The sequence below is a fragment of the Serratia sp. PL17 genome, assembly GCF_017832355.1.
Taxonomy (GTDB): Bacteria; Pseudomonadota; Gammaproteobacteria; order Enterobacterales; family Enterobacteriaceae; genus Serratia.
In genome coordinates this window covers 520,144-533,798 of sequence record NZ_JAFIBY010000003.1, presented here as the reverse complement: position 1 = coordinate 533,798, position 13,655 = coordinate 520,144, and the positions used below count along the sequence as shown (strand labels likewise).

Here is a 13,655-nt window from a genome sequence, read left to right as displayed (position 1 = left end):
TTTCGTGCACGTCTACAGGACAGGACCGGTAATATCGGAGATTGGACCGGCTGGATTAAGGGGCAGTCTAACGCGAACGCTGATGACTATCTTGAGAGTATTGGTGATGGTTTCCTGACGGATAAAGACGGTGACCGCCTTACTGGCGACATTGATACAAACATTGAGGCCATCATTCAGAATGCGCTGGCCAACAACGCGACGGTAGAGCATCAGTGGGCGCAGTATGGCACGGTGCGTGCCGATATCCTCATTGTAAAAACTACCATAGCGGAAGTTGATCGCGGCTTGGCGGAGTTGAGAACACAAGTTCAGGTCCAGATAGACGATGTGACGGCGGTACTTGAGGACAAACTGACAGCCACGGTCGACGCCGACGGCGCAACGGCTATCCATACGTTGAAAGCTGGCATTCGCATTAACGACGTTTTCTATAGTGCAGGCATGTCGATCGCAGTGTTGGCAGAAACTGGCAAGCCGGTAATAACTCGCATTGGTTTCAATGCAAATCAGTTTGTGCTGATGAGTGGTATCGGCGACACACAATACTCTCCTTTTGCAGTAATTAATGGGCAGGCATTTCTAAGTGATGCGTTTATTCAAAAAGCGTCTATTGATACTGCTCATATTAAAGACGGGGCTATTGTGAATGCCAAAATTAGCGGATTTATCCAGTCTGATAATTTTAGCGCTACCAGCGGATGGAGACTGGATAAAAGCGGATCTGGCGCAGGGCAGATTCAGATTAACGGCGGTGATGGCAATGGCCGGATGGAGATACGCGGCGATCAGATTAACGTTTATGACGCTGGCGGCAATCTGCGCGTAAGGATGGGGAGGCTTTAATATGGCCTATGGAATTGTTGTGAATGGCAAAGAGTTGGCAGCAGTGAATAGCCCTTCGCTGTTAGCCAACGATAAAGAACCTTGGGCCGATGGAAATAGACAGAAAATATATACTCCCTCGGATTATGTTCCTGGAAACCCGGTCTTTATCGTTGGTCAGACGGGCTATATCTTTGGTAGTTCGACCAATCCGCCATTTTACGGAGGGATCACGGGCTGGCGCACGGATGGAGGAAGAATCATCGTTGATTTTTCCTCGGCAAATAATCAGGCATTTTTTACCGAATTCAGCATATATCAAGTCCAGCAACCGCAATCAGTTTCAGGGGCTTACGGGATAATGATCCAAAACTCTGTTGATTGGATAAGCATAAACAGTGCACAGCGGCTCGGTTTTGTTGCATGGAAAGGGAACGTTACTATAAATGGGCAATGGACTCTGCCAACGGTTCAAAATGACAATACAAAAATTGTTTATGTCCGCTGTGATGATCCTGGTGTGTCTGTATATCATTCTGTTGAATCTAATGAATTAACTGTATCGCGTGATAATGGCAGTGGCGAGCCTTTCCGAACGACTGCCAGTGTGCAGGTGGTAATTATGAATAGCGGATATTACCCACCTACACCAAGTGGTTACGGTATGTTGATTAAAAACACCACTGGGAATAACACATTTACGAGTGACTGTGAGCCTTTGCTCTGGGATGGGCGCTCAGTAAATGTGGGTGCAAACCCAGACGATTTGGTCAATACGGGTATTGCGAGACCTATGATACCGCTTGCAGTTAATGCATTTATGCGTGGCAACTCAGAAATGAGTGGTGGCTATTATAACTATTACAGTTGTGGCTATAGATTTAACGGTTCGTCGGTTCAATTCTGGCGTGCTGATTCCGGAGCTAAAATACAAACGAAATGGAATGTATCAACGCGATGGTATTCGTCCCAAATGCCGCTAATGGTTATTAACGCTGACCACTACTTCTAACAACCGGCCATTGAGCCGGTTTTTTAATGCCAAAATTCAGGAGAGCATTATGCCAGCAGGCACTCTAACCCTAACGAACAACTCTGCCGTAGTGAAGGGCGCAGGAACGGCATTCAATACCGAGCTGAAAGCCGGTGATTTCATTGTAAGCGCTGTCGGCGGCGTAACCTATACACTGCCGGTGAAGACTGTTGATAGCGCCACGCAGGTCACTCTGATTAAAGCTTATGACGGACCGACGCAGGCCGGGGCCGCCTGGTATGCCGTACCGCGCGACGCGATGAACCTTATCACCGCCCAACTGGCAGCGGAGACAGCCAAAGCGTTGCGCGGTCTAAACCTCGACAAAGATAACTGGCAGCAACTATTCAGCGGAACTGGGGATATTACGGTTAAATTACCTGACGGCAGTACGTTTACCGGCCCGGCCTGGAAGGCATTAACAGAATCACTGAAATCTAAGGCAGATAATTCAGCTTTAGAGAAAAAAGCGGATAAAGTTAATGGCGTAGTGCCCATTAACCAGGGCGGCACAGGTAGTAGTACAGCGCGAAATTTATTCACGACGAGTATTAACTCTGGCCAGAACTGGCAATACCCCGGCGTTACGACATTCGATAATAACCTTTGGGGTTCGCCTGATAAGTGGGGTTTTGTATTCACCATGTCAAATGGTGATACATCAGGAAATGGTGCAGATGGTCGATGGTATGCGCATTTGCAGATCACCACAACGGGACTCGCAAGGATTGCGTTAAACATCAACAATAATTTCGTTGGTGCATATGATTTGTGGTCAACAAGAAATACAACGGTTGATGGAAACGGATTTCTAAAAAAGGCATCGCCAATCGTTAAATTATTCGGTGACGGAACCTGTGAACTCAACGAAGAAAGTCAAGGAGTTTCCACTGAACGAGTGAGCGAGGGTATTTACCGTGTATCCGGCACGTTAGGATTTAATTCTGATGCGCAGTGGGGCGGTTCTGATGGTGGTATTGAAGTACCGCTCGACCGCAACAAGCAGCCGCTAATCTGGGTGGATTACGAGGTAGAGCCAACCGGTGATCTGCTGATCAAAACTTACCACCGTACGTACCCGACTGCGCCGGAATTCGCCCGCAATGAAGTGTTGGGATATGAAGAAGGGATGCCGATCGATATTCCAAAGGGGCGCTGGGTTGATCTGCGTGTAGAAATGCCAACCAATATGGAGAAATAGAAAACATGACATTAATTAGCGGTGTATTAAAGGGACCTTACGGTGATTCTCGCTCCGGCGTAACCATTACGATGCGCTCAATGAAAACATCGTCAACGGTACTGAATCTGGCAAAGTCGCAGTCTGTCACCGACGATACTGGCCTGTATTCGCTTAATGTTGAGCCTGGTGCGTATGAAGTAATTATTTCTGTCTATGGTGCTCAGCCTGAACGGGTAGGCACAATAGAAGTTTATGCGGACTCGCTGCCAGGCTCACTTAATGACTTCCTGCGTCGTCCTGGTGAAAGCGACATCACGCCAGAAATAGTTCAAACCGTCGATGCCATGAGAGCTGACGCAGCAAAATCCGCTGCTGCGGCAAAGGTCAGTGAACAAAACTCTGCTGATAATGTTAAGCCCGTCGTATCTGCTGGTTTTGGTTCTGGACCAATTCATACGAGTGATGCCTTTTCGAAAGACAATAAGTCGTCGATACAGCGATACACGGTAGCGACGGCTAATAGGCCCGGTAACGTCTCTGGCGCGGTTATGTCGATGCCGGTCGATGGTGGCCCAAGTTGCGCATACCTTGCCATAGCCGTCGGGCGTCAATCCTGGGTTGGTTCATCCACCACCGTATCACCCGGCGTAGTTACCTGGACAAGGTTGTTTAGTGATTTAGATAAGCCAACGGTCGAAGATATCCCTAACCTAAAAGACTGGGGGCTGACAAAAGGTGTAACGGCAGCCAATCGAGGTGATTTTGGCAGACAGATGAGAAGCCGCCGGGGGTATGTGGCGACAGACCCACTAGGGAATCCATTTAAAGACACCGGAACTTATTTTCTCGATACGCGTTCGTGGGCGGTTACGCAAGCCGAAACCGACGAGAGTTATCGCACAGTGCAAACCTGCTTTGGCTACGGGGCCAATGGCAACCAGCTTGGAAAAATAGCAGTCCGTGGTTGGACTGGTTCAGCTTTTACGCCTTGGCTGTGGATGTGGTCTGAGGCTAACACGACGGTAGACAGTAACGGCTTCATCAAGAAAGCATCGCCTATTGCCAGGTTATCTGGCTCACCTGAAAAAATGGCGGATGATTACCTGGACGGATTTACCTTGGCAGGTAGCGTGGCCGTGAACGGTGAGGCTGAAGGTGTAACTGCTGAGCGGGTGTCTGTCGGGGTCTACAAAGTGACCGGTTCGTTAGGCTTTGCCGAGGAAGGCTGGAACATCGAAGTGCCCCAGGACGTTAACGGTAACCGCCTGTGCTTTGTGGAAACCAGCACTGGCAAGGACGGCACAATCTATGTGAAAGTCAGCAAGCGACGCTTTGACATTGATACAGCCGCGATTGTGGCCGGTGATCCGATGGATATCCCGGAGGGGCGCTGGATTGACTTGCGTTTAGCAATGCCAGTGGCAGAAGAGATAGAAGCACAAGCAAGCGAGCCTTAACGATTAGAGGCCGGGACATACCCCGGCTATTTTTTATAGAGTACGTCTATTTCGAAAGCGAGCGCAGCTTCTAACGCCAGGTTCTCTGTAGGGTATGGTGTTTCTGAAACCAATCGCCAGTCTCGGGTGTGATGAGTGTACAGCCAGCCCTGACCCTCTTCATCTTCTCTAATCGCCAGCATGATCGCGCTGTTGTGATCAGGCGAAGGGAACCGTTCATTTTCTGTTAGAAAGAAGATCTGTTTAGCGCCTATTCTGAAGCTGCCCATCAGATATCAGTGACCAGCCACTCATCGGCTTCTTCGAACATCTCCTCCAACATCCTATTGAGCTTTTCTTTGTCGCTTTTACTGGCGTCGGTGTTCAGGCTATTTGCCTGCATTGGTTTTACCCGAACGTCAGCGGCAGGAAAAATACCGTGAACCCGTTTGGTCAGTTCTGCTTTGATCATTTCAGCAGCACCAGGGAGTTCTGCAACATTGCGTTTATCAAATACGAGTTCTACGAACATTTATGCGCCCTTAATTTAACTGTGATTTTATACAGTATATTCGGGTGGGTGATTTTTTCAATGCTCAGCGTGCCAATGGGGCATAAATGGGGCATGGATAGTGCAAAAATGGGTGTTTCTGAGCGGGAGTAGGTTTTTCTGTAAAGAGAAAAAACACTGTAAAAACATAAGATAAGCAGTGCTGGGCAGGTGTGACAAAAAGAGGCTCATTACGGTATAGACGTATTGAGTTCGATCACTCATTTCGTCGGTAGTTTTACCATGGGTTTACCATCTTTTTACCATGTTAAAATTTAAGGCATAAAAAAACCAACCGCAACGGGTTGGTTTTTCTAAGTATTTTTGGTCGGCATGAGAGGATTCGAACCTCCGACCCCCGACACCCCATGACGGTGCGCTACCAAGCTGCGCTACATGCCGATACTATGGAAAATTATACTACCTGTTCCAAACGCCAAAGCAAGAGTACATACGCCTGACTGCTTGTATTTTAAGCAGTTAGTTGGCGATGAAACGTTTCACGTCGGTCAGCACCTGCAGCAGCAGGGCAAGTTGCGGCTTCTCGTCTTTTATCTCGTTGTCATTCTTGTCGTATGCGCGGTAGGTGCCATTGTTGTCCAACACCAGGGTTTGCGTTGGTGTGGTGATAACTAACAGATTGTTATCACCCGTGGCAATCCAGTTGTTCCTGCGCTGCGCGGTAAACAGGTCTTCCCCTTGAGAATAGTCATTAGGGGCGGTTTTCACGTGCAGCAGGCGTTGCATCAGGGTGCGCATGACGTCGTTATGACCGGTCAGTTTATTAATGGTCTGCGCCGGAGTGCCTGGCCAGTGGATGATCAACGGCACTTGTAACTGTTGCTGGTTGAAACTGCTGCCAGCCCCCCAATTGCCTTTGCCGGTATCATTAAACTCAACGCCGTGTTCTGCCGTAATCACCACAACGGTTTTATCCAGCATGCCGCGTTCTTTCAGCGTGCTGATGACCTGTGCAATTTGTGCGTCCACATCTTGCGCGCCTGCGCGGTAACGCTGAATAAAATCGGCGGGGGCAGGGGTTTTCTCATCGGCCGCAGGTTCGGCGCCGCGGAAATTGATGTAAGAGAACCACGGGCCATTGCCGCTCTGGTCGGTCAGCCAGTTTTGCCACTGCTGCGTGGTGACCGCATCGTTTTGCTTGATCGGTGTAGGCAGCGAGAAGTCTGTCAGCAGCGCCTGTCGGTAAAGGCTGGCATTGAAGCCATCAGATGAGAACAAACCAAACTGATACCCTTGGGCGCTGAGCGCACTGACCAGCGCTGAGGGTTTGCGTGACGCAAGGATGCTGTCCAGATAGGTTGGTGAAATGCCGTAGAACAGACCAAACAGACCCGTGTCCGCATGATTACCTGAGCTGTAGTGATCGCTGAAACGGACATTTTCCTGTGCGAAACGGGTAAGGGCAGGCATATCCTGCTTCATGTCCTGCTCCCGTACGCCATCCACCACGATCATCAACAGGTTATAACCACTGCCTTTGTCGCTATAGCTAAGGTCGCTAAGCGGGTATTCAACCGCAACGGCCTCTGGATTCCCTTGCTGCACCAAGCGGCGTTCATATTCTTGCGAATCGAGCAGCCCGTGTTTCTCAAGGAATTTTCGCGCGGTCATTGGGTATGACAGCGGCAGATTGGCACGCTGCATGGTGATCGGGCGATAAAAATTGGCGTCAGCCCAAATATAAATCAGGTGCGATGCAAAAAAGGCACTGATGAACAGCACGGCCAGTGGCTTGCCGAAACGTTGACGGTTCAGGCTGCGCAGCTTTTGCCAGCTCCAGGTACCAAACAACATCTCCACCAGGAAGATAACGGGCACGCAGATAAACATCAGCTGCCAGTCACGCGCGAGCTCACTCTGGTCGGGGTTGATCACCAGTTCCCATACGACCGGATTAAGGTGAAGGTGGAAGTGCGTAAACACTTCGCTGTCTACCAGCAGTAAGGTGAGCCCGGTCGTGGCCAACGCGGCGGAAATAAACCGCAGCAACCGCTGCGACATCACCACAAAGGTGAGCGGGAATATCACCAACAGGTAGCCAGCGAAAACGATAAAGCTGAAATGCCCCAGTAAGCTGACCAGGGCATAAACCCGACCCAGCAGGGAAGAGGGCCAGTCGGTGACAAACAGGTAGCGGCTGCCTAGCCCGAGGGCAAGCAGAATATTGAATAAGGCGAACCAGTGCCCCCAGCTAATCATCTGGGAGACTTTTTCACGATAACGCTGACGGTTTGTCACCATAATTATTTATTAATGCGCTTTATCTTCACGAATAGAAGCTTGCAGAGCTTCTGCAAACGATCTTGCCAATGTTTTCCGCTGCGCGGGAGCAACACTGGTGTTGATCAGATTAGTTACCATGTTGCCCAGCACCATCAGAGAGAGATCGGTGGGAGTATGGTGTTTTTCCAGAACATTAACCAGCTCAGAGAGCAGCTGTTCAACGTGTTCGTCACTGTAACGGGATGATTGTGGCATAAAATTGCGCTTCGTAGCCTGACAAAGTCCCATATCTTACCGTATAGGGCAGTGATTTTCCGCTCTTTTATCGATCCCCTTCATACTTGGTGCATCAGCAGTGCCGGCTATTTTGGATTCCTCGTATCGTCTGAGGGATCTCCCCCTGCACGCAGCGTTCAAATCTGCACCTATCAGCCTTAGCCCAACAACAACGAACTGGCCTGCGTTCATCAGGACTCCCACCTTTTTCGTCTTGCGGCAGCGCCAATACCCTGGGAAATTGCCCGTTCAATTTCACCTTTTTACCGGTCTTAAAAGTTGCAGGGCGGGGACTTCAGTGTTTGAATACGCGGCTAAAGAACAGGAGGAATTACCATGAGTCTGGATATCGACCAGATCGCTCTGCACCAGTTGGTCAAACGCGACGAACAAACGCTGGACGTAGTGCTGCGCGACTCTCTGCTTCCCACCAATGCGGCGGTGGAAGAGATGATGGAAGAGCTGCACCGTGTCTACAGTGCCAAGAGCAAGGCCTATGGCCTGTTCAATGAAGGCAGTGAGCTGGCGGATGCGCTGCGCACCTGCCGGAAGGAAGATAAGGACTTTCTGGCTTTCAGCCGTGCGGCGACGGGCCGTCTGCGCGATGAACTGGCCAAGTATCCGTTTGCTGAAGGTGGCGTAGTGCTGTTCGGCCAGTACCGTTACCTGGCAGTGGAGTACTTGCTGATCGCGGTGCTGAACAGCCGTAACAGTTCGCGTGTAAATGAAGAGCTGGATATCAACACCACCCATTATCTGGATATCAATCATGCCGATATCGTGGCGCGTATCGATCTGACCGAGTGGGAAACCAATCCAGAATCGACCCGCTATCTGACGTTCCTGAAAGGGCGCGTAGGCCGTAAGGTCTCCGATTTCTTCATGGACTTCCTGGCGGCGTCTGAAGGGTTGGACACCAAGGCCCAAAACCGGGGTTTACTGCAGGCCGTTGATGACTATTGCGCCGACGCGCAGTTGGATAAAAACGAGCGTCAGTCGGTGCGTCAGCAGGTTTACAGCTATTGCAATGAACAGTTGCAGGCGGGTGAAGAGATTGAACTGCAAGAACTGTCGAAAGAGATCGCGCCGGTAGGCGAAAAAGACTTTATGCAGTTCTCCAGCGAGCAGGGTTATCAGTTGGAAGACAGCTTCCCTGCCGATCGCGGTACGCTGCGCCAGTTGACTAAATTTGCCGGCAGCGGCGGCGGTATCAGCATGAACTTTGACGCCATGTTGTTGGGGGAGCGCGTTTTCTGGGATGCGGCCACTGACACATTGACGATCAAAGGCACGCCGCCGAACCTGCGCGATCAGTTACAGCGTCGGTTGAACAGCGGCAACAAATGATGTCGCCGGATCGCAGACAATAAAAAACGCCGCAATTGCGGCGTTTTTTACTTCGGCGTCCCGAAAAGCTCGAATACGTTGCGATTACGCGCGAACGAAGTCGATGTGGGTCAGCTTCGGCTTGAACGGGTGACGCTGTACAGCCTGAACTTTAACTTTGGTTTCTTTACCGTCGATAACCAGAGTTACAGCTTCGCTGTAGAATTCTGCTTTGGCTTCCATGTTCTTAACAGAATCATGGTCCAGCTCGATGGAAACTGGAGCTTCTTCGCCACCGTAAACGATAGCTGGGAATTTATTTGCTGCACGCAGGCGGCGGCTCGCACCCTTACCCTGGTCTTTACGTACTTCTACATTGATAGTGAACATTGTTTTTTCTCTTAAAAGAAAATTTACCCTGCTACAGGCGACCCAGTAGCAAGTTCGATTTACCCGTTGCCGTCCAGACGCTAGCCTGTAATGCGTAAGGTATAACCTGCTTTAGCGCCGGGCGAACCCAGGCAAAGCGGGCGGCATTTTAACGGAAAGCCGGCCACAGGGCAATGGAAACCTACCCGATGTGCCTGCAACCAACATCAATACAGTTCATTGGCACGGCGGAAGCGGCCTTGATAATCGAACACTTTTTCCCGCACCTGCCAGAATTGCCCGCGCTTGCGTGCCACCACGAAATCCGGATGGCGCAGCAATGTTTGTTGAGCCAGCACGTCGGCAGCCGTTTGCCAACTGAACGGCACCCCCGGTGCGCGCTGGTGGGGGCGTAAGAACAGCATCTCGAAGGCTTTACGCTGCGCCGGTGTCTGTAACCGGAAACGTTCACCGGTGCTGGTGCCCTCTTCGTCGTAATAGGTGGCCTTCAACCATTCGCCTTTTTCATCGCGACCGCTTTGCAATTCCATGCCGCCACAGCGTAGCACCAGAGCATCTTTTAATTTCAGCGCTGCCTTCAGCATATCATCGGGATCGACTAACACCTCTTGGCACTGGTGGCAGCGGCGGGCCGCAATGTCGTTTTCTGCGCCGCAGTGCGGGCAAATTTTGAAGCGGAAACGGTAGTCGCATTGCTCGCGATGGCCTTCATCGTCCTCCAGCCAGCCTTGGCAGCGGCGCCCGTAGTGTTCGATGATATCGCCATTCTCGGTGCATTTGCCCCAAAACAGGTTGGCGAAACCGCAGCCGGGACAGAACACCTGTACCGGTTGGCTATCACTGTGTGGCTTACTGACGCCCACTTCCGGCGTGAACAGATCGTGTGGATTACCGGCATAATCGAGGATCAGACAATCCTCTTTACCGGGTGATAACCGCAGCCCACGCCCGACAATTTGTTGATACAGGCTGACGGATTCCGTCGGGCGCAAGATGGCGATCAGATCGACGTGCGGTGCATCAAAACCGGTGGTTAACACCGCCACATTGACCAAATAGCGCAACTGTTGCTGTTTGAACGCCTCAATCAGTGCATCACGCTCGGCGGCAGGGGTTTCGGCGCTGACCAGTGCGGCTTCGCCCGCTGGCAGCAAGCCGTGAATTTCACGTGCGTGTTCAACGGTGGAGGCAAAAATCATCACTCCCTTGCGGGTTTCAGCGTATTCAACGATCTGGCTGATGATGTGTGGCGTGATGCGATTTTGTTGTTTTAGCTCACGGTTCAGGTCAACTTCACTGAACAATCCGTTGCTTCTGGCCTCCAGGCGGCTGAAATCATACTGTACGATGGGCATATCCAGCCGTTCCGGCGGGACCAAATAGCCATTCTTGATCATATAACGCAGCGGCAACTCATAAATGCAGTCGCGAAACAGGCTGCTGGCATCGCCGCGAGTAATACCATGATAGTGGTACTGATAAATCCAGCCTTTGCCCAGCCGGTAAGGGGTTGCAGTCAGGCCCAGCAGGCGTAACTGCGGATTGGTTTTTTGCAGATGCTGGATAATCTGTTGGTATTGGCTGTCGTCATCGTCGCTGATGCGGTGACATTCGTCGATAATCAGCAGGGAAAAGGCGCCGTCGAACAGCGGCAAGTTACGCGCCACAGACTGGACGCTGCCGAACACCACCTTACCGGCACTGTCCTTTTGCTGTAGCCCGGCAGCAAAGATATCTGCATCCAGCCCATAGGCGCAGTATTTAGCGTGGTTTTGTGCCACGAGTTCCTTTACGTGGGCCAGCACCAAGACGCGGCCGCGAGCGCGTTTCGCCAGTTCGGCAATCACCAGGCTTTTGCCCGCGCCGGTTGGCAGCACGATCAGCGCCGGTTGCGGATGCTGGCGGAAATGTTTGATGGTGGCTTCGACGGCTTCCAACTGATAGGGGCGTAGAGTAAAGGCCATAAATTAACGCCTTGAATTGATTGGGGCTGTCAGGAACAGGTTTTGTAACATCTGAACCCAAAAAAACAGTGACATTTTACTCCCCTGACGGCCAAATAATTTCTATATTATGCCTTCTGAGCGCTCGCGGTGCGAGACATGTGGAAATTACCTCTGTCAGGGGGCCGTTTCCGCCGCTATACTCGTGTGACAGTAATCGCTGTTTCCCCCCCTTCGATCCTGCCCTGTTGCATTTGGTGCAACTGCGGGTGTCATATTTTAGCAATACGATCAATGCGATCATAACAACGACAGGCAAAGCAGATTCAATGCGACTGGACAAGTTTTTATCTCAACAGTTAGGTGTTAGCCGCGCGCTGGTAGCGCGTGAACTTCGGGCAAAACGCGTCACCGTGGACGGTGAAGTGGTGAAGAGCGGCGCACTTAAGTTGACGCCGGAGCAGGAAGTGGCGTTTGACGGTAATCCTCTGCAGCGTCAGAACGGCCCACGTTACTTTATGCTGAACAAACCACAGGGTTACGTCTGTTCTACAGACGATCCCGATCACCCGACGGTGCTGTATTTTCTCGATGAGCCGGTTGCCTACAAGCTTCATGCTGCTGGCCGCCTGGACATTGATACCACCGGTTTGGTGCTGATGACCGATGACGGTCAATGGTCACACCGTATTACCTCGCCAAAGCATCATTGTGAAAAAACCTATTTGGTGACGCTGGAACATCCACTGGCGGACGATACTGCGCAGCAATTTGCTGAAGGTGTGCAGCTGCATAACGAAAAAGATCTGACACGGCCTGCGCAACTGGAAAAAATTGAAGACAAACTGGTGCGTTTGACCATCAGCGAAGGGCGTTATCACCAGGTTAAACGTATGTTTGCGGCAGTCGGTAACCGCGTTCTCGAGCTGCATCGTGAACGTATCGGTGCCATCGTGATGGATGACGATTTGGCTGAGGGCGAATACCGTCCATTGACCGAAGAAGAAATTGCCAGCGTGGGTGCACCGCATCTGCAGGATTAATTCATTATTACACTACGGCTGATGAAGGAGTCGTCGAACGTGCTACAGAACCGGTCATCTCACCTCGGTTTGATTTTTATTCTGGGCCTGCTGTCCATGTTGATGCCGTTGGCTATCGACATGTACCTGCCCAGCATGCCGGTGATTGCTAAACAGTTCGGCGTAGAGTCGGGTAGCGTGCAGATGACGCTCAGCGCCTATATGCTCGGTTTTGCTTTGGGGCAGCTGTTCTACGGACCGATGTCGGACAGCATTGGCCGCAAACCGGTGATCCTGTGGGGAACGCTGATCTTCGCCATTGCCGGCGGAGCCTGTGCGATGGCGCAGTCGATCGATCAACTGATCAACCTGCGCTTCCTGCACGGGCTGTCGGCTGCGGCGGCCAGCGTGGTGATAAATGCCCTGATGCGCGATATGTTCACCAAGGATGAGTTCTCGCGCATGATGTCGTTTGTCATTCTGGTGATGACCATAGCCCCACTGCTTGCCCCGATGATCGGCGGTGCGTTGCTGTTGTGGTTCAGCTGGCATGCGATTTTCTGGACGATGGGTGCGGCAGCTCTGATCGGCTCGCTGTTGGTTGCGTTCTTCATCAAGGAGACGCTGCCCAAAGAGCGGCGGCAGAAATTCCATCTGCGTACCACGTTAGGCAACTTCGGTTCATTGTTCCGCCACAAGCGAGTGTTGAGCTATATGCTTGCCAGCGCCTTCTCCTTTGCCGGTATGTTCTCGTTTCTCAGCGCCGGGCCGTTTGTGTATATCGAACTGAATAACGTTTCACCACAACACTTTGGCTACTATTTTGCGTTGAACATTGTGTTTTTGTTCCTGACAACGTTGGTCAACAGCCGCAATGTCAGGCGACTGGGGGCGGTCAAGATGTTCCGTCTGGGGCTGTTTGTTCAGTTGGCGATGGGGTTATGGTTGTTGGCGGTGAGTGCCGTGGGCTTGGGTTTCTGGGCGCTGGTCATTGGCGTTGCGGTGTATCTGGGCTGTATCGCGATGATCTCATCAAACGCCATGGCGGTGATCCTGGATGATTTTCCGCATATGGCGGGTACGGCCTCTTCACTGGCCGGGACGCTGCGTTTCAGTATCGGTGCACTAGTGGGGGCAGTGTTGGCTATGGCTCCGGGCAAGAGCGCATGGCCAATGGTTTCCTCCATGGCGTTGTGCAGTATCGTTGCCGTGCTGTTCTATTTGTATGCCAGCCGACCACGGCATAAAGCCTCGCCTGCTACCCCGTAATGTGATTATACCCCCACTCAAGGTCTCAACAAATGTGGGCTTGAGTGGGGTAAACTTTCCGTCCTCTCCCTTCTCAAATATCCAATGGCAAAAAAACTGGCTGCTAAGCATCAGCGTGCTAATTAAATGTGCGCTGAGAGGGCTGTGTTTTTTTTGTT

The 13,655-nt window shown here is 51.4% G+C and carries 13 protein-coding genes and 1 tRNA gene; 7 read left to right on the top strand and 7 right to left on the bottom strand.

Going from position 1 to position 13,655, the window contains the following annotated elements:
* From JOE25_RS14090 to JOE25_RS14075, 4 genes are all read left to right on the top strand, one after another.
* Positions 1-846 (top strand): DUF1983 domain-containing protein (locus JOE25_RS14090; protein ID WP_209636116.1); only part of this gene is annotated, 846 nt, incomplete at its 5' end.
* A 1-nt stretch (position 847) separates the two neighbouring features.
* Positions 848-1,837 carry a DUF6453 family protein gene (locus tag JOE25_RS14085; protein WP_209636114.1) on the top strand — a complete coding sequence of 330 codons (990 nt, stop codon included), beginning with the start codon at positions 848-850 and terminating at the stop codon, positions 1,835-1,837.
* A gap of 49 nt (positions 1,838-1,886) precedes the next feature.
* Positions 1,887-3,059 (top strand): phage tail protein, encoded by a 1,173-nt coding sequence (locus JOE25_RS14080; RefSeq protein WP_209636112.1) that lies wholly within the window; start codon positions 1,887-1,889, stop codon positions 3,057-3,059.
* Positions 3,060-3,064: 5 nt separating this feature from the next.
* Complete coding sequence (locus JOE25_RS14075) at positions 3,065-4,498, top strand: prophage tail fiber N-terminal domain-containing protein (RefSeq protein WP_209636110.1); 1,434 nt, start codon at positions 3,065-3,067, stop codon at positions 4,496-4,498.
* A gap of 26 nt (positions 4,499-4,524) precedes the next feature.
* On the opposite strand, the gene JOE25_RS14070 is transcribed toward JOE25_RS14075, so the two are convergent.
* From JOE25_RS14070 to JOE25_RS14050, 5 genes are all read right to left on the bottom strand, one after another.
* Positions 4,525-4,767, bottom strand: coding sequence for a hypothetical protein (locus tag JOE25_RS14070; RefSeq protein WP_209636108.1), 243 nt, complete (start codon positions 4,765-4,767; stop codon positions 4,525-4,527).
* Positions 4,767-5,009 (bottom strand): DinI family protein, encoded by a 243-nt coding sequence (locus JOE25_RS14065; RefSeq protein ID WP_209636106.1) that lies wholly within the window; start codon positions 5,007-5,009, stop codon positions 4,767-4,769. Before JOE25_RS14065 ends, JOE25_RS14070 begins: the two co-directional genes overlap by 1 nt.
* A 343-nt stretch (positions 5,010-5,352) precedes the next feature.
* A tRNA-Pro gene (locus JOE25_RS14060) sits at positions 5,353-5,429 on the bottom strand.
* Between the two features lie 78 nt (positions 5,430-5,507).
* Positions 5,508-7,289, bottom strand: a complete 1,782-nt coding sequence (yejM, locus tag JOE25_RS14055) for an LPS biosynthesis-modulating metalloenzyme YejM (RefSeq protein ID WP_209636104.1) — start codon at positions 7,287-7,289, stop codon at positions 5,508-5,510.
* Between the two features lie 9 nt (positions 7,290-7,298).
* On the bottom strand, positions 7,299-7,526 hold the full coding sequence (locus tag JOE25_RS14050; protein ID WP_006317912.1) for a YejL family protein: 228 nt from the start codon (positions 7,524-7,526) through the stop codon (positions 7,299-7,301).
* A 357-nt stretch (positions 7,527-7,883) separates the two neighbouring features.
* Between JOE25_RS14050 and yejK the strand changes: the two genes are divergently transcribed.
* Positions 7,884-8,894 carry a nucleoid-associated protein YejK gene (gene yejK, locus JOE25_RS14045; protein ID WP_209636102.1) on the top strand — a complete coding sequence of 337 codons (1,011 nt, stop codon included), beginning with the start codon at positions 7,884-7,886 and terminating at the stop codon, positions 8,892-8,894.
* An 84-nt stretch (positions 8,895-8,978) separates the two neighbouring features.
* Here the strand turns inward: yejK and rplY are convergent, their stop codons facing one another.
* Together rplY and JOE25_RS14035 are read right to left on the bottom strand one after the other, a co-directional pair.
* Positions 8,979-9,263, bottom strand: a complete 285-nt coding sequence (gene rplY / locus JOE25_RS14040; RefSeq protein WP_020827785.1) for a 50S ribosomal protein L25 — start codon at positions 9,261-9,263, stop codon at positions 8,979-8,981.
* 206 nt (positions 9,264-9,469) lie between these two features.
* Complete coding sequence (locus JOE25_RS14035; RefSeq protein ID WP_209636100.1) at positions 9,470-11,227, bottom strand: DEAD/DEAH box helicase; 1,758 nt, start codon at positions 11,225-11,227, stop codon at positions 9,470-9,472.
* Between the two features lie 308 nt (positions 11,228-11,535).
* On the opposite strand from JOE25_RS14035, the gene rsuA reads away from it, so the two are divergent.
* Together rsuA and JOE25_RS14025 are read left to right on the top strand one after the other, a co-directional pair.
* On the top strand, positions 11,536-12,249 hold the full coding sequence (rsuA, locus tag JOE25_RS14030; RefSeq protein WP_209636098.1) for a 16S rRNA pseudouridine(516) synthase RsuA: 714 nt from the start codon (positions 11,536-11,538) through the stop codon (positions 12,247-12,249).
* 39 nt (positions 12,250-12,288) lie between these two features.
* Complete coding sequence (locus tag JOE25_RS14025; protein ID WP_037420858.1) at positions 12,289-13,497, top strand: Bcr/CflA family multidrug efflux MFS transporter; 1,209 nt, start codon at positions 12,289-12,291, stop codon at positions 13,495-13,497.
* The last annotated feature ends 158 nt before the right edge of the window (positions 13,498-13,655 follow it).

Coding starts and splice junctions, on each gene's coding strand:
- JOE25_RS14085 (WP_209636114.1), top strand. CDS start 848: ATGGCCTATGGAATTGTTGTGAATGGCAAAGAGTTGGCAGCAGTGAAT.
- JOE25_RS14080 (WP_209636112.1), top strand. CDS start 1,887: ATGCCAGCAGGCACTCTAACCCTAACGAACAACTCTGCCGTAGTGAAG.
- JOE25_RS14075 (WP_209636110.1), top strand. CDS start 3,065: ATGACATTAATTAGCGGTGTATTAAAGGGACCTTACGGTGATTCTCGC.
- JOE25_RS14070 (WP_209636108.1), bottom strand. CDS start 4,767: ATGGGCAGCTTCAGAATAGGCGCTAAACAGATCTTCTTTCTAACAGAA.
- JOE25_RS14065 (WP_209636106.1), bottom strand. CDS start 5,009: ATGTTCGTAGAACTCGTATTTGATAAACGCAATGTTGCAGAACTCCCT.
- yejM (WP_209636104.1), bottom strand. CDS start 7,289: ATGGTGACAAACCGTCAGCGTTATCGTGAAAAAGTCTCCCAGATGATT.
- JOE25_RS14050 (WP_006317912.1), bottom strand. CDS start 7,526: ATGCCACAATCATCCCGTTACAGTGACGAACACGTTGAACAGCTGCTC.
- yejK (WP_209636102.1), top strand. CDS start 7,884: ATGAGTCTGGATATCGACCAGATCGCTCTGCACCAGTTGGTCAAACGC.
- rplY (WP_020827785.1), bottom strand. CDS start 9,263: ATGTTCACTATCAATGTAGAAGTACGTAAAGACCAGGGTAAGGGTGCG.
- JOE25_RS14035 (WP_209636100.1), bottom strand. CDS start 11,227: ATGGCCTTTACTCTACGCCCCTATCAGTTGGAAGCCGTCGAAGCCACC.
- rsuA (WP_209636098.1), top strand. CDS start 11,536: ATGCGACTGGACAAGTTTTTATCTCAACAGTTAGGTGTTAGCCGCGCG.